Source organism: Chishuiella sp. (assembly GCF_032109125.1).
Classification (GTDB): Bacteria; Bacteroidota; Bacteroidia; order Flavobacteriales; family Weeksellaceae; genus Empedobacter.
On sequence record NZ_DAMCLZ010000001.1, the window covers coordinates 352496 to 376701 of the forward strand.

Below are 24206 nucleotides of genomic sequence, written 5' to 3' on the forward strand. Positions count from 1 at the left end.
GCACTTCAGAATTTAAGTTTTTATGAAAAATATACACATGATGCTTGGAGGCTTAATCCTTTTTGGATTTACAGCATGTCAAACTCCAAAAGTTGCTACAGAAAATCAATCGAATACAAAATCTTATCATAATGTGCAAGCAGATGGTAAAATTTATTCAGCATTTTATCAGCAACATGCAGCAGAGTATCAAGCATTAAGTCAACAGGCTTTTAATATTGCAAAATTCCGTTTAGATGAAGCTATTTCAAAAAAAGGAGATAAACCACTTGCAATTGTAACAGATATAGATGAAACATTTTTAGATAATTCTTATTATGCTGTAGAAATGGCAAAACAAGGAAAAATGTGGACACAAGAAAGTTGGTCTAATTGGACAGCTAAAGGTGTTGCAACTCCATTAGCAGGTTCATTAGATTTCTTTAATTATGCAGCGAGTAAAGGTGTAAATATTTTTTATGTAACGAATCGTTTTAACGAAGAAAGAGCAGGGACTTTAGCTAATCTTAAAAAATACAATTATCCATTACAAGGAGATGATCATTTAATTTTAAGAAGTAAAGAAAGTAGTAAAGAAAATCGTCGTCAGGATATTGCTAAAAACTTCGACATTGTTTTACTTCTAGGTGATAGTTTAACAGATTTTTCATCTTTATTTGATAATCATAAATCAGAAAAGGAGAGAGCTGCAGCAGTTGAAACATTGAAAGCTGAATTTGGAAAACGTTTTATTGTTTTACCAAATGTTGGTTATGGAGATTGGGAATCGGCAATGTTTAATTATAAATATGATTTAACTCAAGATCAAAGAGACTCTATTATTTACAATGCGGCGAAAGATATGCCATCTAAAAAATAAAAAAATATAGCCTTGAATTTATAGTTCAAGGCTTTTTTTTAATAACGCTATTTGCGTTAGGGATTGAAGTGGAAATCCTTTTTTCTTCAGAAAAAGATTGCAACGAAAAGCCCGACCTGAAAGGAAACGCCCAAAAAAATAATTAATTAATCTATAATTCTGAATTGTTTCATTAGAAATATAGCATTCATCATTTTTGTGGTTCCTTTTCTTAATTTATAATCAGAATAATAGTTGTTGTCTTTGTTTTTTAGTTCAAAAGAATAGTTTATAATATTTTCTGGAAATTCTTCTTCCATTTTAGTCAATTCTAAATCGTGTGTAGCGATAAAACCAATTAATTTCGTTGAATTTTTTATCAATTTTTCTAAAAATTTTTGAGAACCAATTAATTTATCTTGAGAGTTTGTTCCTTTTAAAATTTCATCAAGAATAATGTATTGTGGTTTATCATTTTCTAATCGGTCAATTAGAATTTTTAATTTATTAATTTCATTTTTAAAATAGGAATCACCCGAAGAAAGATTATCTACCGTTCTAATACTTGTAAATAAATCCATCGGGAAAAAAGACATTTTTTCTGCACTTACCTTTGCACCATTCATAGCAAGAACAAGATTGCAACCAACAGTTCGTAGAAAAGTACTTTTACCAGCCATGTTTGCTCCTGTAATAATTGCGATATTATTTGGTCTATTATTTTCAAAACTATTTTTTACAGCTATTTTTTCATCTAATAAAGGATGAAAACCGTTGATAATTGCCAAATGATAAGGATTGTTATTGATTTCTGGAAATGTAAAATGTTCATGTTTGTCATTAAAAATTGCAAATGAAACATAAGCTTCTAGTTTGGCAAGTTCATTTAACCAAGGTTGTATTAGATGAACAGTTTTTTGTACTTCATTTTCGAATTGTAATGAATAATATAATCGCCATAAAAAGAAGGTGTTTAATAAAAATCCAACAATGGGAAATGTAGAAGCATCTAAGGTTTCTTTACTGCTAGATATTGTTTTTACAAGTTTAGATGCTATAAGTGGCTTTGTAAATACATCTTGGATATTTGTATTGTTTTTTGTCTCAAATTTTTCGTTCTCAATATGATTAAAAACTTCATATAGATTACTTAATTCATCAGCTTTCAAATTTGTATAAGCACTTACTTTTGCCAATTGTTTACCAAAGATTTGTCCTATGATAAAACCAATAATTACAGCACCTATAATCCAATAGAAAACAAGTTCTTTTGGAAAACCAATACAAGCTAAACCAATAAAAATAATAATGTTAATTGTACTGATTACGATTGGAATGTATTTGATGGATTGGTTATGAAATACACGATTTTCGAACACAAAAAGATTTTCTTGGTTCATATTCAAACGTTTTGTAAACGTAAGAAATTTTACAATCCACTCATGTTTTTTACCAATTTCTGAAAATGATTGTTGTCGTTCTGTAATTTCAGTTTTATTTAAAACTAAATTTGATAAGAAATCTTTTAATTTAGAATTTCCAATTTTTGTTTGGGTTTTATTTATTCTATTAAAAAGAGAGTTTCCTTCTAATATATCCAAATCTTTATTGTAGACATTGTTATAGGAAATATTATCTTCTGTATATAAATCTATTGTTGTATCTGCTTTTATTTCTTTTATAATTTCTAATGCTTGCTCTATATAATTTAAATCTGTACTTAGTTTAGAAGCTTTGATGACTAAGATGATAAATATAATGAAAGTAATACTTGAAATGTATAACGGTAAGTTATTGCTAGTTAATATATAATATGTAAATAAAATAATTGAAATAATGAAGGTGATAAGTCTTATGGTGCTTATTTTACTTTTTTTTGATTTTAAAATGGAATGTTGATTTGTTAAGTTTTCTTCTATAGAATGGTAATGGTTCATTGTTTTTTTATAAAAAAATATTTATAAATACAAAAATAGGTAAAATGATTAAGACCTTTACTATAGAGCGGTTTATAAAAAAGGGGCAAAGTTGTAATTTAGTTGTTTGATTTCCATTATGACTCTTATTTTTGATAGGTATGTACAGTTTATAGTTCTTTTTAGTTAAAAATTTTACGGATATTTTATATTAAAAATTATTTTCTAAATTCACCAGGAGTACAATCGAAATATCGTTTAAAAGCATGGACAAAATGTTGGGAATAATTGTACCCTACTATAGTTGCTATTTCTGAGATGGTAATATCAGTAGAAATCAAAAGCTCTTTGGCTTTATTCATTCTCAAATCTAATAAAAATCCAAAAATAGTCTGACCAAATATTTCCTTAAAGCCTGTTTTTAACTTGGTTTGGTTTATTCCAGCAGATAAAGCCAGATTGGGAATAGTTAAATGATTAAAGTCTTTACTGATCATTTCTTTTACATAGTGAATGGCTTCAACATCATTTTTTTGAAGTTTTGGATTTCTGTTGTATTTGTTTTTTTTACTAAAGCAACTTATTTGAGTCAATAATAATTCTGATGCTTTAGATTCTAGATATACTCGTTTTAACTTACCAGTATAATTATCTTTTCGTTGATGCATTTCTTTAATTATTTTCCACATAAGAGGATCTTTAGTTAAAGAAGTAAATAATTCTTTTCCATTTAGCACTTCATCGGTTATATGATCTTCACAATAATTGGCAGTGTAAAATTCAGGACTGAAAGAAATTTCAAAAAATTCACCTATCCCATTATCTACATCCATATGAAATAAATATTCATTTTTTTCTTCCTTAAATAACATAGATTCTCCTCTATTGATATTAAGTGCATTTTTAGATTCGCTTATACAGGATCCTTGAAGGCAGAAATGTGCAACTATCGTTTCTTTTTCAGGAGTTACGGAATAGCTTTTAACTCCTTTGGATTTATATTGTCCCCATTTTAAGTGAATTCCTTCTAGAAAAATATTATTCAACGTGATATCAAATCCATTATTATCAGATAGATTATCCTTTCTTTCAAAAATTCCTGAATGTTTGAAATTGTCCTTAATATAATAGTTCTTGGCATCCATCGTCATCTTATATTCCATAATACTTCTTATTGCGTTATTAATTCATCCATTCTCGTATAGTTTCCAACTATTATAGTATTCATCTTTGCACAAAGATAGATAGTAATTTATAATTATTATAAATAAAAATAACAGTAATGTATAATATTAAATTATTGGTGCCTTCAATTTTCTTGATTTCAATATCAAGTTTAAAAGCACAAAATACACACCTAAAAGTGAAAATAGATACATTATCAAAGGAACAAGTATTAGAAGAAGTTATTATCAATAGCCTTAAAAATAAGTATAAAATAGATAAGCCTTCTTCTTCATTGCGTCTTGAAGGTAATTTATTGGAAATTCCACAGAATATTCAGGTTCTTGACAGTCAGCTAATAGCAGATCAGCAGATTTATTCTATGTCTGATGGGATAGCCAAGAATGTAAGTGGTGCTGCTAGAATTGAAGAATGGGGAGATATGTACACTTATATTACAATGAGAGGAACAAGAGCTGCTTCTTTTAGAAATGGTATGAATACAGCATTTACGTATGGTATTTTGTCAGAGGATATGAGTTTTGTAGATCGTATAGAATTTGTAAAAGGTCCAGCAGGATTTATGATGTCAAATGGAGAACCTAGTGGAATATATAATGTTGTAACCAAAAGACCTACAGGTCAAAACAAAGGAAATTTCGCCTTTGGACTAGGAAGCTATGGTTTGTATAGATCATCACTGGATTTGGATGGAGTTTTAAATAAGAATCATTCACTTCAATATAGATTGAATATTTCTGCACAGAGTAATAATTCCTTTCGGGAATACGAATCAACACGTAGAATCAATATTGCTCCGGTATTACAATATCGAATCGATAATAAGAGTATTTTAACATTGGAGTATATCTTACAACACGCTAAATTACCAGACTTGGGAGTTGGTTATTTATTTTCAAAAACAGGATATGGAACGATAGATCGTAAGAAAACTTTAGCTGATCCAGGTATAGAACCTACTGTCGTGAATGACCAAAATATAACAGTAAATCTGGAACATTTATTTAATGAAAATTGGAAGCTAACAGCACAACTTTCCTATTTTGACTATAATCAGAAAGGGTCTTTTATTTGGATAAAAAATATTGATAATATCGGAAACATTCAGAGGATACATTATATATGGGATGCAAAAAATGAAATGACATTTGGACAAGCATTCGTTAACGGTAAATTCAGAACAGGTAAATTAAAACATACTTTACTTGTAGGAGTTGATGTTAGCAATAAGAGCTATATAGCAGATTTTAGTCAAAGTAATTTGTTGGACAGTATCGGGACTTTTAATATTAATCGTGATTATTATCAGAAACCTTATTATGGTATAGGAAAATTTGATAGAACGGTTCCTTTAAAAGAACGTGTAGGTAATGGATTTCTACTAGAATCACGCATTACAAGTATTTATTTGCAAGATGAATTAACTTTTTTCAGAGATAGGTTGCATCTTACTTTGGCAAGCCGTTATACTTATCTGAAGGACAATAATCATGGATTGGTATATGAAAATAAACGGTTAATACCAAGGGTTGGTCTAAGCTATTCACTGAATAAATATACAAATGTGTACGCTTTGTATGATCAAAATTTCGTACCACAAACTGGAAAACTGCGTAGTGGTGGACAAATTAAGCCAATGACAGGTAATAATTTGGAAATTGGACTTAAAAAAGATTGGTTGAAAGGCAAATGGAATACTACACTATCATTGTATAGGATTATGAAAAATAATCAGGTATCTAAGGATCCTGATAATGTCAGTGGAGAAAATTATGTTCTTCAATTTGGAGAAACTAAAACACAGGGGATTGAGTTTGATATTAAGGGTGAAATTTTTCAAGGGATGAATCTTATGGCTAATTATGCTTTCACTGAATCTATAATTACTAAATCAACTAATAAATATGAAAAAGGAATGTTGGTACCTGGATATGCCAAACACAATATTAATACTTGGCTGAATTATAAAATCCAAGAAGGTGAATTTAAGAATTTAGCTATTTCTACAGGAATTAGTTATATGCTCGATAGAGCAACTTGGTGGAATGGAAATTATGAGGGAGAAAGTTTGCCCAATTATTTTCGGTTAGATGGTGCTTTATCATGGAGTTCTGAAAAATTCAGTATCCATTTGAATATTTATAATATTTTAGACAAATACCTTTATAACGGAGCCTATCATTCCAGTGGTTGGTATTATTGGCGTCCAGAGGCACCTCGAAACTTTAGATTAAATATTACTTATAATTTTTGATTTTATGAAAAATAATATACAAAAAAGAATTGTTTTGGTTATTCTTTTAATGGCCGCAATATTATCACCACTTGATTTTTATATCATTAATCTCGCATTGATACCTATTCAAAAAGGATTGAACACTTCCTCCGGACAATTACAGATGATTGTGTCTTTTTATACCTTTGCATATGCGGTTTTCCAAATTACAGCAGGGAGATTAGGTGATTTGGTAGGTCGAAAAAAAATTTTTCTTATCGGATTGATGGGTTTTATTTTGTCTTCAGCAATATGTGGTTGTGCTGGTAGTCCAAATGTGATTATTATAGGTAGAATACTACAAGGGATATCAGGTGCTGTAATGGCACCTCAGATTCTTGCTATTATTCATATTACATTTAGTGAAAAAGAAAAAACAATAGTAATGGCTCTTTATAGCTTTACATTTGGTATGGCAGCAGTATTGGGACAATATATTGGTGGAATACTGATGTCATATAATATATTTGGTCTTGGCTGGCGGGTTATATTTCTAATGAATATTCCTATAGGGCTTATAGCTTGGATAGGATCAATATATCTTTTACCTAAGATGAATAAGACCTCTGGTGAATATATTGATATTTTAGGGATGATTCTGCTCTCTCTATCTTTGGGATTCATAATTTATCCTTTAACCCTGATCTCTGAAAAAGGGTTTAATGTTTTTACAGGATTAATGTTGGTAAGCAGTGCGATTTTAATGTTTTTTTTTATAGTCTACGAAAAAAAGATTATGCATAAAGGAAAAATTCCATTAGTTGATATGAATTTATTTAAGTACAAAAACCTGACACTGGGTAGTATCATAGCATTCCTTTTTTATACTAGTGGTATATTTTATTTGGCATTAAGTATTTATCTTCAATCAGGGCAAGGATGGGATGCTTTGAAAGCTGGTAGTATTATCATACCCTTTGGAATAGCTTTTTTGATTTCTTCTCTGCTTTCACCCATACTTGCAAAACAGATAGGAGGTTATGTTCTTAATGTTGGGATTTTTTTTAAAGCTTTAGGTTTCGGATGTATTATCTATAGTATTTCACTTTCTGATCCAACATCGTATCTATTTATAATAGGTCTTATACTCGCTGGAGCAGGGATGGGGCTTATTTTGTCTTCACTTGTGCGTATTTCTTTGAAAGGAATTCCTTTTGAATATAGTGGACTTGCATCAGGAATTGTTAATTCTTCATTACAGATAGGTTCTGCTATTGGAGTTGCAGTTATTGGAAGTGTCTTTTTCTCATTATGCAAAAGCAGTAATCATACCTATGCTTTTCAAATATCTCTGATGATTGTTATCGCCATGCTTATCATTGCATTTTTTATAGCTATACCTCTTGTAAAACAAAATAAAAAAATATAATATAGTACTTCTTATTCTGGTTTTTATTTTTAGTTGCTGTTTGACTCCTCAAAAACAAAAACATGATCAGGATTTTAATAGAATAGTAGTATTGGGGCAGGCACCGTTGGATATATTATTAAAATTGGGATATAGAGATAAAATTGTAGGCATAGGATACCTTGATCAGCCTGAAGTTTTAAAAGATTTTTCTGATTTACCTATAATGTCAATAGGATGGCCTGATAAAGAAAGTATTCTTTTACTTAAACCTGATTTGATTTTTGGTCTTGAATCTTCATTTCGATCTAATAAAATAGGTGATGTTCATTTTTGGGAAGATAGAGGTGTACATACATGTTTGATAGATAATTACAAGATTGATAAAAATCTTGAAAACTTGAGAGCTGATCTAGAAAAAACTGGTAATTTATTTAGAATTGAATCAAAGATAAAACCCCTGATTCAGAAAAGTAGGGATATAAGTCGAAAATATGCTCAAATAAAAAAAGGTACTTCGAAACGTGTCTTGCACTTGTCATACACAGGTACAGCTAATAAATACTATTACTATCCACCAACAATGTGCTTGATAGATGAAATTATCACAGACTGTGGTGGAGAGTATATCAATTTGGGACCAAATTATTTTATACTCCCTTTAGAAACTATTATCCAAGCAGATCCTGACAAGATTATTATTACTTGGTTTAGAAAACAGGAAAAGATTGATATCACCAAAAAACTTTATAGTGATCCCTTTCTAAAACATCTAAAGGCTATAAAAAATAAACAGATCATTGAAGTTGATTATACCCAAGCGATTAGAGGTACTTATGATATGGAGCCTCTTTATTTTTCAATCTCAAATTTTCTCAAGCTATGATTCAGAAACGTAGAGGTATAATCCTCTTTTTAATTATAATTCTTTTTTTATCTTTTTTATTTACTTTAAAACTTGGACAGATTCCAATTTCTTACGTAGACATATGGACAGCTTTAACAAAGTCGAATCAGAACGAATTGTTAAATGATATTATTCTCAATCTTCGCCTTCCTCGGATAGTATTTGCTATTTTGGTTGGAGCAGGACTTTCGTTGTGCGGATATGTTATGCAGTCAACAATTCAGAATCCACTTGCGGATCCTTATATCTTGGGGATTTCATCAGGAGCTTCCTTAGGTGCAGCAGTAGCGATTTCAATTCGTTTTTCTTTAAAAGGTATTATAATAAATGAAATATGGATTTCTATTTTTGCCTTTATAGGAGCTTTATCCGCAATGTTATTGGTAAATCTAATTTCAAATTTTAGGAATAAATCTACCATAATACGGTTGATCCTATCTGGCGTTATTATCAATTCATTCTGCATTGCTGTTACCAACCTTTTGATCTACTTTACAAAGGACTTGGAAGGAGCTAGGGATATTACATTTTGGACAATGGGAAGCTTGTCTGACGTTCATTGGATTCAGGTGTTTGTATTAGCCTTTATTCTCATTTTTGTCGTATTATACTTTATAACACAATCCCGTTCTCTCAACTTAATAAGCTTGGGAGATGAACCGGCTGCAACACTAGGAATAGATGTACAGAAAAAACGTAAATTATATCTTCTCATTATTACTTTTCTTACGGGAGTTATTGTTTATCAATGTGGTATCATAGGTTTTGTTGGACTTGTCGTTCCTCATTCAGTACGTTTTATTTGTCGCACGTCAAATAGTAGTATTCTTCCAATTTTATTACTGGGGGGTAGTATCTTCATGTTGCTGGTAGATACATTCTCGCGAAGTATTATTCCTAATCAAGAGATTCCTATCGGTATTATTACTTCATTAATAGGTGCTCCGATTTTTTTATTAATATTTATCCAAAGGAAATAAACGTCATGATTGAAGTCAAAAAATTAACAGTAAAATTAAATAATAAATATATTCTTAAAGATATTTCATTTAAGATTTTGCCAGGGCAATTTGTTGCAGTAATCGGTGCTAATGGGAGTGGAAAATCCACTTTGCTCAAAAGTATTTATAAAATTATAAAACCATCTTCAGGAGATATATTCATCAACAAAAAAAATATTCACCAAATCTCTTTTGCAGAATTAGCCAAAGAAATTGCAGTAGTAGGTCAATTTAACTATACAGAACTTGACTATTCGGTGTTAGAATTTGTGATCATGGGACGTTACCCACATAAAACAAATTACGAAAGAATGAACAAGAGTGATTATGATATTGTTTATCAAGTACTCGATTTTATGGATATGAGGGGCTATGTAACACGAAAGATTTCAAGTTTATCAGGAGGCGAAAAGCAAAGAATGGTTATTGCGAGAGCTTTGGTGCAGCAACCGAAATGTTTGATTCTTGATGAACCTACTAATCATCTTGACATTAAATATCAGCTTCAGTTGCTGAACAAATTAAAAGATCTCCCCATTACGGTTGTTATGAGTATCCATGATATAGGGTTTGCTTATAATTTTTTTGAACATATTATAGCATTGAATAACGGAGAATTAATAAAAAGTGGGCTACCAAATGAGGTAATAACAAAACCAATTATAAACGAAATGTTTGATATTAATATAAAATTATTACAGCGTCAAAATGAAGATGTAGTATGTATATATTATGAGGAAGTTTCTTTATGATAATAAATAATCTTTTCATTATAAATATTTTATTATTTAAAAGAGTTAAAAGAATAAATTTTTAAGAAAGGTGAAATACTTTTCAAATTATTTTCATTGATAAGATTTTGGTCAGTATATAGAGAAAATAATTTATATTTATTCGTTTCAATTATTTTCAAATTGTATTTTTATTGTTTTATAAAAAGTAAAAAATTATGTCAAAAATAATTCCAACCCAAGAATGGTTAAATTTGTACGAATCTAAACAAGATATTTTATCTTCTGTAAGTGACTTTAATGAATATTTTTCTTTGAAAGAAATGTTTGATAAACCTTTGCATAAAATAGAAATAGGAGAGTTACCTTTTCCAACAGGAGAATTATTAGTGAGAGATCCATTGGTTTATTTACAAAAAAATGAAACACCATATCTAGAATCTATTCCAAATGGGAATCATCCATTAACATTATTAGTAGTAGAACTTGAAGAAGATTATTTTAGATATGTAGCTACAAGGTTGAAAACTAAAGATACAAAAGCAATAAAACATAAAGAAGCATTATTAGGGAATGAAGATTTAGTTAACTTTAAAGAAGGAGAGTATTTTGGATTTAATGTAGATGCAGGTTTAGCAACAATAGTAGATGTTTCAACGAAAGATGCTTATTGTAATTTTGTTGAAAATTGGATAGTAAAAAATCCTGAATCAAATATTTATGATAATTATTTCGCTGATCAATTTAAACAAAATGCAATTGATAATCCAAAATATCAAAGAGAAACAGGGGATTGGATTAATTTTAAAATTCCTAATACAGAATTATATGTACCAATGATTCAAACTGGTTTTGGTGATGGAGTATATCCTGTATATTTTGGTTTTGACGAAAATAATGAGATTTGTGAAGTTGTGACGCAATTTATAGATTTAGAATTAACTTTTGATGACGAAGAAGATGAATAGGGTATTTTTTCTGATAAATTTGTGTTTTTTGATTTAAAATAGATTATTATTCAAAAAAATATTTATACTTTAGAAAAAAATTAATTAAATATGAAGTTTGATGCGATTGATAGACAATTGTTAATGTATTTACAAGAAAATAGTAAGATAACATATAAGGAATTATCAGATAAACTAAGTTTATCATCTACTGCAATTCACGAAAGGATAAAAAAATTAGAGAAATCTGGAATTATTTCAAAATATGTTGCGCTAGTTAATAGAAGAATTATCAATAAAGATCTTTTGGTTTTTAGTCACATAAAACTACAACAACACTCTACAGAGAATATACAATTTTTTGAAAAAGAAATTCAGAATTTAAAAGAAGTTCAATCTTGTTTTCATGTTAGTGGTGATTATGATTATATCGTAAAAATGGCTTTCGAAAGCATGGATGAATACAGGGATTTTATGATTAATAAATTAACTAAAATTAATGTTATTGGTAATTCGCATAGTATTTTCGTAATTGGAGATGTAAAGGACGATACAGCTTATCAATTAATTTAAAAACAATAAAAAAGTGAAAAATATTCTAAACTATATTTTTCACTTTTTTATTTAGGGCAATCAATTCGTGTCGCGCTATACACTGTGTCTTTTACAAAAAAAAGAGTTTTAGTAAAAGGATGTCGTTACTATCGCTATTGCATTAATAATTTAATTATTAAAGTCTATTTTCAAAGATAGATAATTCATCATTTAGAAATCTATATTTCTCGGTTCTAGTTCCTTTTAATTTAGGAGCAGGAATTCCTTCATTCCAAATCGTATCCGAACTTAAAACACGTGCTTCATCCCATAAATTAAGGTTTATAAAATGCTTAATTGTATCAGATCCTCCTTCTATAATCAGTGATTGAATATTTAATTCATATAGATGTTTAAGAATAGCAGGAATAATTTCTTGAGAAAAATCTAATTGGATAAATTTTAAATTTTCTTCGTCAGAATTTTCAATAGAATTAAAGATAATTGTAGGTTGATTTCTATCAAAAACATGAAAATTTCTAGGAATAGCAAGGTTTTTATCAATTACAATTCGTAAAGGATTATTTCCATCCCACAATCTAGAATTTAGTTGAGGATTATCAATCAAAGCAGTATTTTTACCTACAAGAATTGATTGTTCTTCAGTTCTCCATTTATGTACTAATTGTTTACTATAATTGTTTGTAATCCATTTTTGTATATCATCTCTACCAATATAACCATCTTCAGTTTGTGCCCATTTTAAAATGATGTAAGGACGTTTTTTTTCATGAAATGTAATAAATCTTCTATTAAGTTTTAAGCATTCATTTTCTAAAACACCCAATGTTACGTCAACACCATTTTTTAATAAACGTAAATAACCTTCGCCATTTACTTTAGCAAAAGGATCTAAGGTTCCGATTACAACTTTTGGAATTTCTTTTTCTATAATTAAATTGGCACAAGGTGGAGTTTTTCCGAAGTGAGAACAAGGCTCTAAAGTAACATAAATAGTACTTTCTTTTAATAATTCTTTATTTTTAACGGAATTTATTGCATTTACTTCTGCATGTGGACCTCCATATACTGAAGTAAAACCTTCTCCTATAATTTTATTATTATGTACAATTATAGAACCAACAAACGGATTAGGATACGTAGTTCCTAATCCGTTTGTTGCTATTTGTATACAACGAGACATAAACATCTCATCTATAGTTTGTTGTTTCATGCTAAGAATTAATCATTAAGATCAACATTAAATAAAGCTTTAAGTTTTATTTCAGCTTCAGTTAATTTTTTGCGTTTTTCATCAATTTGTTTGTAAACGTCTTTTAGTAAAGGACTATTTTTATCGGCATTTGAAAAGAAATGAACATTGTTATCTAATTGATTGATTTCTTTTTCTAAATCGTCAATAACTTTTCGAGTCTTTTTAATTTCCTCATCTAATAAGTTTCCTCCGTTTCCTTGAGATTTTACTTTGTTTACAAATGCTTGAACTTCGTAATCATTCAATTCTGATTTAGATAGGTTTAAGTTGCTTAAAAAAGAATTGTATATTGTATTGAATTCTTGGCTAATATCTGATTTATCTGCTGGAACTTTTCCTATTCCATTCCATTGATTCTTGTAATCTTGTAATTCTTTTAATGCAATTTCTTTATCGTCAGAAATAGTTATTTTTTTGAATTCACTAATAAAATATACTTTTTTAGCATAATTATTTTCTAATTCTTCATTGTCTTGTTCGTGACGTTTTTTGTAACGGTCGAAAAATTTATTACAAGTTTCTTTAAATTCCTTCCAAATTTTATCAGAATTTTTTCTAGGTACATGACCGATGTGTTTCCAATCATTCTGAATTTTTTTAATAACAGAAACAGAATGATTCCAATCAGTACTTTCAGCATGTTCTTTAGCTATTTCTAGTAAAGCAAGTTTCTTTTCTAAATTTACTTGTTGTTCAGTTTTTAAATTTTTGTAGAAATCATTTTTAACATGATTAAATGCACGAGTTGCTTCTTTAAAGTCATCCCAAGTTTTTGCATTTTTATCTTTAGAAACTCGACCAAGAGAAATAAAACTCTCACGAAGAGAATTTACTTCAGCAATAGACTTTTGCCAATCGCCATGAGATTTAGAATTAGATTTTGCAGTAATTTCATTTATTCTTGCAATAATTTCTACTTTTCTTTCTAAATTTTCTACTTGTTCTTTTTTTATTCTTTCATTTAACTCACTTTTTCTATCGTGAATTTTATTAGTAAGTTCTTTAAATTGCTGCCAAGTAGGTTCGCGAAGGTCTTCTTGTACAGGAACAGCTTCTTCTTTCCATAAACGATGTAAATATTGTAATTCGTTTAAGGCTTTTTGTACATTCGGTTCATTAATTAACTCTTCTGCACGTTTTATAATAGAATAACGAACTTCTAGATTATGAGCATAATCTAAAGTCTGTAATTCTTTATTCATATCCAGATAAGTATAGAAATTATCTAGATGAAAGAAATAATTTTTAAATATATTTTCGGCATCTTTACTAGGAATTCTTCCTGCATTATGCCATCTAGTTTTTAATTCACGAAATTTTTTGAACATACCAGCACTAGAATCACTTGGTTCTTGATACAATGCTTTTAGTTCATCAATAATTGCTAAACGTTCAGTTAAATTATCACCTTCTTTTTTTTCATTTTGTTTGTGATAAATAGCTAATTGATTTTTGTAATCACTATAGACAGTATTGAATTTCTCACGGTATGAAGTTTCATATCTGAAGTCTAATTCATTTCCACCTTCTTCTAAGAAAGCTTTTTTCTTAATAGCTTCTTCTGTTTCAAGTTTGTTTTTGAAAGCATCTCTTATTTGATTAAAATGTTCGCGAATTTCTTGAACAGGATATTTACTTAAAAGAGTTTTAGCCTCATTAATTAAAACATCAAAACTAAAAGTCTCATAATCTTTTAATGAAATTTGACTTTCTTTTTCATTGCTATTTGTTTCTTCTGTCTTATAAGATTCATTCTCAGAATTGCTTGTAGAGATAGGTTTTGATTGATTTTCTCCATCTGCATTGTGCAGGTTATCCATTTCAGTACTCATAATTAATTATGTTTTGTTTCTCAAATCTAATAAATTTAAAGAACAAAATCAAGAGAATTATTCTACTTTATTCCATATTTCCCAAGCTTTTTCTGCTTGTAGTACTAACATTTCATGTCCATTTTTTATGATGGAACCTTTATTTTGTCCATTTTCTAAGAATTTAGTTAATGGCGGATTATAGATTAAATCATATAATAAATGGTTATTAGTAATTAAATCATAGGGAAGAAGAGGCGCGTTTTCTATATTAGGAAAAGTACCTACGGGTGATGAATTTATAATGATTTGATATTCATTCAATATATTTTCATTGATATCCTGATAAGTAAAATGATTTTCTAAATAATTTCTTGAAACTATTTTATAATCAATATTTAATTGGTTTAATATATAATAAACGGCTTTTGCAGCACCACCATTTCCTAGAACCAATGCTTTTTGATGTTTAGGTGTTAATAATGGTTGTATTGAATGAAGGAATCCATAACAATCTGTATTATAGCCTATTTTTTTTCCATTTTTAATTAATACAGTATTTACAGCGCCTATTTCTTTAGCTTCTGGAGATAATTCATCTAAATATTGTATAATTTCTTGTTTATATGGAATAGTTACATTAAATCCAACTAAACCTTCTTCTTTAAATACATTTTCAACTTCATCTATCGTATTTAAATCAAAAACATTGTAGACAGCGTCTACAATGTTTTCTTTTTTAAATTTATCAGCGAAATAAGATTTTGAAAATGAATAAGAGATATTTCTACCAATTAATCCAAATTGTATCATTCTTGTTTATTTTCTTTGTTAAATTGACCTTTAATGATTCTTATAATTAATGGCATATTAGCTAATATAATAATACCAAAAATAAATTTTTCTAAATTATGTTTTACAATATCAAATTGTCCTAGTGTATATCCAAGTAAAGAGATTACACCAACCCATAATACAGCACCAATAAAACTATATGTAATAAAAGTTTTATAATTGACATGAGTTACACCACAAATAAAAGGAATTATTGTGCGGACAACTGGCATAAAACGAGCAATAATAATTGCTTTTTTACCATTTTCATTAAAGAAAAAGGTTGCTTTTTCTATATGTTTCTTTTTAAGAAAAAATGAATCTTTTCTACCAAGAACCCAACCTCCAAATTTTCGACCAATATAATAGTTTAAATTATCTCCAAGAATTGCAGCTAACATAAGAAAAGGAATGATATATTCTATATGCAAATGACTTTGACTTTCGTTAGCAGCAATCATTCCTACAGAGAATATTAAAGCATCTCCAGGTAAAAATGGCATAATGAAAGACATAACAATAAGTCCAGTTTCAGCAAAAATAATTAAGAATAATACGACATATATCCAATAACCGTAGTTATTAATAATGTCCATTAAAACTTTATCTGGACGCTGTACAAAATTGGTGATAAATTCTATTATAGATTGCATTTGGTATTTTTTTAGGCTCTTATTATATCAGCACCAATTGCTCTAAGACGAACATCAATATCTTCGTATCCACGATCAATTTGATCGATATTATCAATCACGGTTTTTCCTTTAGCAGAAAGAGCAGCAATTAATAGAGACATACCAGCACGAATATCAGGAGAAGTTAATTTAGCTCCCTTTAATGGTATTTCTTGGTTAAGACCAATTACTGTAGCTCTATGTGGGTCACATAATATAATTTGGGCTCCCATTTCTATTAATTTATCGACGAAGAATAATCTAGATTCAAACATTTTTTGATGAATTAATACACTTCCTTTTGCTTGTGTAGCAATAACAAGTATAATTGAAAGTAAATCTGGAGTAAATCCAGGCCAAGGCGCATCAGAAATTGTAAGAATAGATCCATCAATAAATCTTTCTATTTGGTAATGTTCTTGAGCAGGGATGTATATATCATCATTTACTTTTTCTAATTTAACACCAAGTTTTCTAAAAACATCTGGAATAACACCAAGATTTTCCCAAGATACGTTTTTGATTGTTAATTCAGATTTTGTCATAACTGCTAAACCAATCCAAGAACCAATTTCTATCATATCAGGTAAACAAGTATGTTCTGTTCCTCCTAAAGACTCTACACCTTCAATAGTTAAAAGGTTAGATGATATTCCAGAAATTTTAGCTCCCATACGATTCAACATTTTACATAATTGTTGTATATAAGGTTCACAAGCAGCATTGTAAATAGTTGTGGTTCCTTTTGCTAGAACAGCAGCCATTATAATATTTGCTGTACCTGTAACAGAAGCTTCCTCTAATAACATAAAAGAACCTTGTAGACCATTTTCATCTACTTCAACACCATAAAAATCCTCATCAGGATTAAATCTATATTTAGCTCCTAAAGCAAAAAATCCTTCAAAATGAGTATCTAATCTTCTACGTCCAATTTTATCTCCACCAGGTTTTGGCATGTATGCTTCACCAAAACGAGCTAATAAAGGTCCCATTAGCATGATAGAACCACGTAATGCAGCACCATCTCTACGAAATTGATCACTTTTTAAATAATCTAATCTTAATTCATCAGATTGGAAAGTATAATCACCTTTTCCATTTTTTTGTGTTTTAACCCCAAGATCACCCAAAATTTCAATCAAACGATTAACATCTTGTATATCTGGTATATTTTTTACACGGACTTGTTCATTTGTTAATAAAACAGCACATAAAATTTGTAAAACTTCATTTTTTGCACCTTGTGGAGTTATTTCACCTTTTAAAGGTTTACCTCCTGTAATTTGAAATGTAGCCATTTTTTTGCTTAATATATAGTTTTTTTACCCTTTATTATTTCGAACGTTCTGGTTACGATTATTTTGGTGATTATTATTTCTATTATTAGAGTTTTGATTATTTCTATTATTGTTCTGGTGATTATTATTTCTATTATTAGAGTTTTGATTATTTCTATTGTTGTTCTGATAGTTTCTGTTTGTTTGATAGTTGTTATTACTATTCATTTTTTCAGGAGAAACTAATTGATCTTCAACTTTTCTTAAATCAATTTTACCATCAGATAAATCATATAGATGATCAAATATAACATAATCGTCAACTGTATCTTTATTCCAAAGCAAGTAACATTTTTTCATATGGTTAGCTATGGCAAAATATAAACCTTCTCTTTTTTCTCCTTCTTCCCAAGTAACAGCAACATCAATCATTTTACGTATATTATTTCCATAATATCTGTATTTATAGATACTCTGAGGATAGTCTACTTTATTTGGTTTACTGTTTACAGTATCTTTTTTAGTAGGAATAGGATAAGGAGATTTAACATCCAAATCAAATTCTGCCATAATAAAAAGTTGATCCCAAAGTTTATGTTGAAAATCTGGTACATCGCGTAAATGAGGATTTAATTCTCCCATTACTTCAATAATAATTTCCGCGAATCCGTTACGTTCTTTTTCGTCTGTGATTGTTTTACAATAATCTACCATTTCTTGAATATGACGTCCATATTCTGGAATAATTAGTTGTGAACGAAGTGTATTATATTCCATTATAAGTTTATACTATGTATGTTGCAAATTTATGAATTTATATTCTAATTATTAGGTGTTATATAAGGTTTAGACTAATAATTTTTCATTTAATTAATCACCAATAATAACGCCAGAAATATTCCAATAACTAAAACTGTTCCCTTCTGGTTTTCCCTGTGGAATTTTGACTTGAATTGTATGCTTACCAGCTTTTAAATTACCTAAATCTATATAATATGGATTTGTAATGGTTCCTGGACACCAATTTGATCGGCTATAATCTGAAGAAGACAAACCATTGTCAAAATTACCCGAGGCAGGATTGTATGTCCTATAAGATGCACAATCTTGTCGCCAAGGAATGATATTAAAAACCTTTTGGTTGTCAACAAATATAGTATTTTCTTTTGGAACAAACTCATCTCCATTTTCCCAACCTCCATGTCCAGTTGTTATAAAACGAAGTTTAGCATTGTTATAATCCTCATTTAAAGTAAACTCAACTTGTAAACCATTATTATCTGAAAAAAGTGTTGAATATTCTTGCCCTGACATTTCCATTACATTTACTGTATTAAATATTGGAAATGTTTTTTGTATTGGCAGCGTAATCTTTGATGGAGGATGAATTGTTAAATTAGATGAAATAATATGTCCTCCTCCATCATAATTACCAATGAAATAGCCTATATAAACTTCTTGATTAGATAACAATGTTTGAAATTCAGAGATTTCTTGGCGATAATCAACTTCATTCTGCCAATTTATATTTTTAATAGGAATGTGATTAAATTTATTTATTCCAAAAGGAGTAAAAAATCTCATCAATTCAATATTAGAACTATAATTTTCTGTTGAAAAATATCCTTGATATTTTTTACCATCACCATTTGTATAAATAGGTAATTTGTTTATACCTTTTTTTAACGCATCTAAAAAATTAATTGAATTATTAGTAGGGATTAAGAAGATAGAACCTGTTCTGTCATAAGCATCTCCGTTAGATTTTTCTTTGACATCTATAAAAAGCTGACTTCCTTCTTTTATAATTGGTAATTTAATTTTTCTAACTACAACTGTACCGTTAGAAAATCTTAAAATAGAATCATTTGATTCAATTTCTGAACTGAAATTAATTTGTTGATTAATTAATAAGGGAATTTCTACGAATTTATTTTTCCAAATTATATCTTTATATGTTAATAAATCTACAGCTTCTTGATTAATTTCTTTTTTTATATATAGACTAGGTTCAATATTTTTTAAATTTTCAATTTTTGAAGCTTTTATAGTAAAATTATTATTTCTAGTCATTTCTAATACTAAACCTAGATTTATTCCTAATGGAGTAGGAGCTGCATTAATTCCAATATTATTTACGAACCAAATATCAATTTTATTAGAATTAATAGTAGTAGTAGCTTTTTGACAGCGTAATCCTAAAATTCTTTTTGTTTCTTTTGTTATTTTAAAAATGGGTTTATTAATTATTAATGAATCATTACTAGTTATAGAATGAATAGAATCAAATTGAGTAATATAAGTTAATATAGTTGGATTTTTTTTGTTGAAATATGAAATTTCATTTGGAAAAGATTTTTTTTGACTAAAATTATTTTCTGTTCCTATAATTGTTTCATTTATATTAGAAGCAACTTTTATTTTATTTTTTTCTTCAACTTTTTTTTCATTTGAATATTTTTCATAACTAATTAAGTAAGTGTCTTGAGCATGAATATGAATTACTAAAATCCAAAAAGTGAAAAATAATGATTTGATTTTCATTTTGTTTTATAGAGATTGTATAAGTATTTTGTATTAGACTAAAGTACGCTATTTAGGATATTATTCAAAATATTATTTTTAACTAGTTATAGTTTTTTAAATAATAGAATAGTAATTCAAAATAGAGGTATTAATTTTGTAGTAATAACCATAAAAAATAAAAAATATTATGATAGAGTCTTTTTTCTTTGATTTTGATGGAACGTTACAAGGGTTTGAAAACCATGAACTTTCTGAGTCTACAATTGAAGCACTTCATAAATTAAAACAGAATAATAAGAAAATATATATAGCTACAGGACGTAATTTATCAGATATGCCAGAAAGTATATTTGAAATTGGTTTCAATGGATATATTAATAATAATGGCGGAATGTGTTCTGATGCTAATAGAAATACATTTTTTACTGAATATATTCATTCAGATGATATAAAAGCTTTGCTTGAATATGATAAAAAAAATCCTGTTGCATTTTCTTATATGACAACAAAAAATCCATTTAGTATAAACCGAGTAAATGAAAATATTGAAAAATCTTTTAATCATTTTGGATTAAAGGTTCCAGAAGTTATAAATCCAAGAGATCTACCGAATGATAATATTATACAAATGAACCTTTTTGTAAATGAAGAGGAAGAAAGATTTTTATTAGAGAATGTTCTAAAAAATAGTGTAGGAACAAGGTGGATAGAATATTTTGCAGACATTAATCCTAAAGACGTAAATAAGATGGAAGGTATAAAAAGAATTGCCAAACGTGATAATTTAGATCTTAGTAAAACAATGTCTTTTGGAGATGGAGGTAATGATATAAAAATGTTAGAAGGTTGTAAAATTGGAGTTGCAATGGGAAATGCAAATAAAAATGTAAAAGAAATAGCAGATCACATAACAAGTTCTGTTGATGAACATGGTGTTTGGAATGCATTAAAGCATTATGATTTTATTTAAATTTATTTCTTTATAATACAAAAAGACTTGCCTAAGAAGCAAGTCTTTTTTGTATTATAAAACTTTACGTCTTTTATCCCAAGACTTCATCCAATTTAAATAATCATCTTTATAATGGTTGTTATTTAATTTTTCGATAATAGTTTTTTGCTTTTCTTTATTTAAATCTTCATCAATGACAGAGAAATTAAGAAAAATTTCTTTTCCCGTTTCTCTTTTAAAGAATTCATCATTTTTTAATTCTTCTAAGACTTCAATACATTTTTCATTTATTTGCTGTTGAAAATTGTAAAACCAATCTTCGTCATCATCATGTGTTTCAACTATTAATTTACAATTATCATTAATTGCGTTAAATAATTCTTCTGCACCTTTATATTCATATTTCCATTCAGAAGGTTCGTATTTATAATAGTAAAAGTCATCATCATCAGATACTTCTTTAAAATATTCTAAAGAATTTGATGAAGGATGTATAGAAATTTTAGAGTCATTGTTACATAATGCGAAGGAATAAATTTCCTCATTTGGGTTTTGATTATAGATTTCTAAAAATGCTTGTTTGGTAGATAGAGTTAATTGTTTTTTGAACTCATTAAAATCCATTCATTAATAATTTTAATTGATAAAATAATTCTAAATTAATTTTTCAGAAAAGTAAAAAAAATTCTACAAATAATAAAATAATGTTAATTTATTTTTTTTGTAACTTTTAACTACAACCTACGTCTTATAGGTGATTACAATAATTAACTAATACTATGAATAAGTTTTTTTTTAATATACTGTTTTGTTTATCAGCTACATTTGGTTATTCACAAGATGAGTATAGAGTTAAAATAAAAAATGAAGATAAATTTCCTATATCATATGTTGATATTATTATTATAAAAGATAATAAAGTGTTAAAAGAACTATCAACGGATGAAAAAGGAGAATTTTTAGTTGTTTTAGAGAAAGGAAATTATATTATAAAGATAGAAGAAGCAGGAATTTTACTTAATTCTCAGTCAATATACTTCGAAAATGATAAAGAAATTAATTTATTAGTTACTTCACAAAATGAAAATATTTCCCTTGGAGAAACTGTTATCACTAGTCAGAAAAAGTTAGTTGAAAAAAAAGTTGATAGAATAATTTTTAATGCAGATATGGCTGAAGGAGCTAGAGGAGGAGATGCATTAGGTTTATTGAAACTAGCTCCAAGAGTAAAAGTTGAAAATGATGTAATTTCAATTATAGGAAAAAGTAATTTACTTGTCATGGTAAATGATCGTTTATTACAAATAACAGGTGATCAGTTAATAAATTATTTAAAATCACTTCGTGCAGATGAAATAGAAAAAGTTGAAGTGATTACAAATCCTCCTGCAAAATATCAAGCTGCTGGAAATAGTGGAATTTTGAATATAGTTCTAAAAAATGGGAAAAATGATTCTTGGAATGGAACTGTTACTTCAACATTTGGTCATTATAATAAACCGAATTTAAGGAATGGAGCAACATTTAATTATAGAAAAGATAAATGGACAATAGTTTCTAATATTTTTCAAGGTTTTGGACAGTACGAATCTATAGGGCAATCTGATATTTTTTTTAAAGAGAAAAATGAATTATGGACAGAAAGAGAGATATATAAAAATAATTTTAAAAATATTGGTGGTAAACTAGGTATAGATTATCAAATTTCTAATAAAATAACCACAGGTTTTAATGTTGATATATACGATGGAAAAGATAATATTGTTGGTAAAACATATACTTATGTAAGAGCGATTGATACAAATGATTTAAAAAATACAATTATTAATGATAGAAAAGGCGGGAATAGTGACATAAAATACAATACCTTGAATTATCATTTTATTTATAAAATGGATTCTATTGGAAAAAAACTTACTGTTGATTTCGATTGGGTAAATTATAACAATAACAAGATTGACATAGCATCAAATAGATTTTATAATAATAAAAATGAAGAGAATAATAATGAATATGTAGGAAATAAAAGTCTTTCAGACCAAAAAGCTAATAATTACAGTGTTAATATAGACATGGAGCACCCAATAGAATCTTGGAAATTAAACTATGGTACTCGATACAGTTTTACAAAAAATAACAGTGATAATCTGTTTTATGATACAACAAGTGGTAATCCAATTTTTGATTTAAATAAGAGTAACAGTTTTTATTATAAAGAAAATATTTTTGCAATTTATACATCTTTAGACAAAGAAATTACTGAAAAATTATCTGCAAAAATAGGGTTGAGGTATGAGAATACAAATGCTAATGGATATTCTCCGCAAGAAGATCAGAAAGATATATATAAATACGAAGGATTTTTTCCTACAGCATATTTACTTTATAAACCTTCAGAAAATCATTCTCTTAGTATAAATTTTGGAAAAAGAATAGATCGTCCATCAATGTCTCAACTAAATCCTTTTCGTACAGTTTATTCACCTTATTCTTTTGCACAAGGAAATCCAAAGTTAAGACCATCATATTCTTATAATTACGAACTAGAATATGGATACAAAGATTTAGCAATTACTACATTATATTATAGGAAATCTAAAAGTGAAGTAACACAGTTGATTATAGTTGATGAAGAAAATACAAGTCAAAACTGGATGCCTTATAATTATGCAAATACAGAAAGTTATGGTTTAAGTGAAAATTTGAATTTTAAACTTTTTAAATGGTGGAAGGTTAACGGTTCTATAGATTTGTTTTATAGAAAAACAAAAGGAATCATTCCTGCATTTAATTATATATTAGATGGTTTCAACGGACAGTTTGGTTTAACAAATAACCTAGAGTTAAATAAATCTAAAACAATATTATTTAATCATACAACAAATTTTACTGCAAGAGGAAATGATGGGCTTGATGATACGCGTTCATTGTGGTATTCGTCTCTTGGTGTAAGAACGTTGTTTCTAAATAAAAAATTACAACTTTCGTTTAATGTAAATAATGTATTTCAAAACAGAGCTTTTCAAAGTGTTACGTACAGTAATAATAATAAAACTGTATACACAGGGCAATCTGTACGTAATTACAGAATTGGATTAACATATAATTTCGGAAAGAAATTTGAAATTGTAGAATCAAAAAGTAGTTCAGAAAAAAATAGATTATAATAAG

The 24206-nt window shown here is 28.0% G+C and carries 20 protein-coding genes; 10 read left to right on the forward strand and 10 right to left on the reverse strand.

Translation table 11 applies throughout. From position 1 onward, the window contains the following. The first annotated feature begins 22 nt into the window (after positions 1–22). Positions 23–859, forward strand: coding sequence for a 5'-nucleotidase, lipoprotein e(P4) family (locus RT575_RS01540; protein ID WP_313578280.1), 837 nt, complete (start codon positions 23–25; stop codon positions 857–859). A gap of 146 nt (positions 860–1005) precedes the next feature. Here RT575_RS01540 and RT575_RS01545 read toward each other — a convergent pair whose 3' ends face one another. Both RT575_RS01545 and RT575_RS01550 read right to left on the reverse strand, forming a co-directional pair. Further along, positions 1006–2775, reverse strand: a complete 1770-nt coding sequence (locus tag RT575_RS01545; protein WP_313578282.1) for a MutS-related protein — start codon at positions 2773–2775, stop codon at positions 1006–1008. A gap of 197 nt (positions 2776–2972) precedes the next feature. After that, positions 2973–3899 carry an AraC family transcriptional regulator gene (locus RT575_RS01550; RefSeq protein WP_313578284.1) on the reverse strand — a complete coding sequence of 309 codons (927 nt, stop codon included), beginning with the start codon at positions 3897–3899 and terminating at the stop codon, positions 2973–2975. A 158-nt stretch (positions 3900–4057) separates the two neighbouring features. Here RT575_RS01550 and RT575_RS01555 point away from each other — a divergent pair, with 158 nt between their 5' ends. The 7 genes from RT575_RS01555 to RT575_RS01585 all read left to right on the forward strand — a co-directional run bounded on the left by RT575_RS01555 (position 4058) and on the right by RT575_RS01585 (position 11721). Further along, the gene (locus tag RT575_RS01555; protein ID WP_313578286.1) at positions 4058–6193 is read left to right on the forward strand and encodes a TonB-dependent siderophore receptor; all 2136 of its coding nucleotides are present in this window, start codon (positions 4058–4060) and stop codon (positions 6191–6193) included. Between the two features lie 4 nt (positions 6194–6197). Continuing rightward, positions 6198–7583 carry an MFS transporter gene (locus RT575_RS01560; protein ID WP_313578288.1) on the forward strand — a complete coding sequence of 462 codons (1386 nt, stop codon included), beginning with the start codon at positions 6198–6200 and terminating at the stop codon, positions 7581–7583. Positions 7584–7623: 40 nt separating this feature from the next. Then, a complete protein-coding gene (locus tag RT575_RS01565) occupies positions 7624–8448 on the forward strand; it encodes an ABC transporter substrate-binding protein (RefSeq protein WP_313578290.1) in 825 nt (274 codons plus the stop codon). Next, on the forward strand, positions 8445–9449 hold the full coding sequence (locus RT575_RS01570) for an iron ABC transporter permease (RefSeq protein ID WP_313578292.1): 1005 nt from the start codon (positions 8445–8447) through the stop codon (positions 9447–9449). The genes RT575_RS01565 and RT575_RS01570 overlap by 4 nt, the downstream gene beginning before the upstream one ends. Positions 9450–9454: 5 nt before the next feature. After that, positions 9455–10222 (forward strand): ABC transporter ATP-binding protein, encoded by a 768-nt coding sequence (locus RT575_RS01575; RefSeq protein WP_313578294.1) that lies wholly within the window; start codon positions 9455–9457, stop codon positions 10220–10222. A gap of 197 nt (positions 10223–10419) precedes the next feature. Then, positions 10420–11169 (forward strand): DUF4241 domain-containing protein, encoded by a 750-nt coding sequence (locus RT575_RS01580; protein ID WP_313578296.1) that lies wholly within the window; start codon positions 10420–10422, stop codon positions 11167–11169. 90 nt (positions 11170–11259) lie between these two features. Continuing rightward, positions 11260–11721: an Lrp/AsnC family transcriptional regulator gene (locus RT575_RS01585; protein WP_313376158.1), complete on the forward strand. Its 462-nt coding sequence runs from the start codon at positions 11260–11262 to the stop codon at positions 11719–11721. Positions 11722–11878: 157 nt separating this feature from the next. Here the strand turns inward: RT575_RS01585 and ribD are convergent, their stop codons facing one another. The 7 genes from ribD to RT575_RS01620 all read right to left on the reverse strand — a co-directional run bounded on the left by ribD (position 11879) and on the right by RT575_RS01620 (position 20101). Next, positions 11879–12916 (reverse strand): bifunctional diaminohydroxyphosphoribosylaminopyrimidine deaminase/5-amino-6-(5-phosphoribosylamino)uracil reductase RibD, encoded by a 1038-nt coding sequence (gene ribD, locus RT575_RS01590; protein ID WP_313578297.1) that lies wholly within the window; start codon positions 12914–12916, stop codon positions 11879–11881. An 8-nt stretch (positions 12917–12924) separates the two neighbouring features. Further along, a complete protein-coding gene (locus RT575_RS01595) occupies positions 12925–14790 on the reverse strand; it encodes a DUF349 domain-containing protein (RefSeq protein WP_313578299.1) in 1866 nt (621 codons plus the stop codon). Positions 14791–14847: 57 nt separating this feature from the next. Next, positions 14848–15582 carry a shikimate dehydrogenase gene (gene aroE, locus RT575_RS01600; protein ID WP_313578301.1) on the reverse strand — a complete coding sequence of 245 codons (735 nt, stop codon included), beginning with the start codon at positions 15580–15582 and terminating at the stop codon, positions 14848–14850. After that, positions 15579–16256, reverse strand: a complete 678-nt coding sequence (locus tag RT575_RS01605; RefSeq protein WP_313578303.1) for a DedA family protein — start codon at positions 16254–16256, stop codon at positions 15579–15581. The genes aroE and RT575_RS01605 overlap by 4 nt, the downstream gene beginning before the upstream one ends. A gap of 11 nt (positions 16257–16267) precedes the next feature. Next, positions 16268–17578 (reverse strand): UDP-N-acetylglucosamine 1-carboxyvinyltransferase, encoded by a 1311-nt coding sequence (gene murA / locus RT575_RS01610; RefSeq protein ID WP_313384362.1) that lies wholly within the window; start codon positions 17576–17578, stop codon positions 16268–16270. 24 nt (positions 17579–17602) lie between these two features. Further along, the gene (locus RT575_RS01615) at positions 17603–18334 is read right to left on the reverse strand and encodes a DUF4290 domain-containing protein (RefSeq protein WP_313578305.1); all 732 of its coding nucleotides are present in this window, start codon (positions 18332–18334) and stop codon (positions 17603–17605) included. Positions 18335–18427: 93 nt separating this feature from the next. Beyond that, entirely contained in the window at positions 18428–20101 is a 1674-nt protein-coding gene (locus RT575_RS01620) for a GLPGLI family protein (RefSeq protein WP_313578307.1), read from the reverse strand. 169 nt (positions 20102–20270) lie between these two features. Between RT575_RS01620 and RT575_RS01625 the strand changes: the two genes are divergently transcribed. Continuing rightward, positions 20271–21053: an HAD family hydrolase gene (locus tag RT575_RS01625; protein ID WP_313578309.1), complete on the forward strand. Its 783-nt coding sequence runs from the start codon at positions 20271–20273 to the stop codon at positions 21051–21053. 54 nt (positions 21054–21107) lie between these two features. Here RT575_RS01625 and RT575_RS01630 read toward each other — a convergent pair whose 3' ends face one another. Then, on the reverse strand, positions 21108–21659 hold the full coding sequence (locus tag RT575_RS01630) for a DUF4303 domain-containing protein (RefSeq protein ID WP_313384357.1): 552 nt from the start codon (positions 21657–21659) through the stop codon (positions 21108–21110). Between the two features lie 155 nt (positions 21660–21814). Here RT575_RS01630 and RT575_RS01635 point away from each other — a divergent pair, with 155 nt between their 5' ends. Next, the gene (locus tag RT575_RS01635; protein ID WP_313578311.1) at positions 21815–24202 is read left to right on the forward strand and encodes an outer membrane beta-barrel family protein; all 2388 of its coding nucleotides are present in this window, start codon (positions 21815–21817) and stop codon (positions 24200–24202) included. Positions 24203–24206 lie beyond the last annotated feature (4 nt).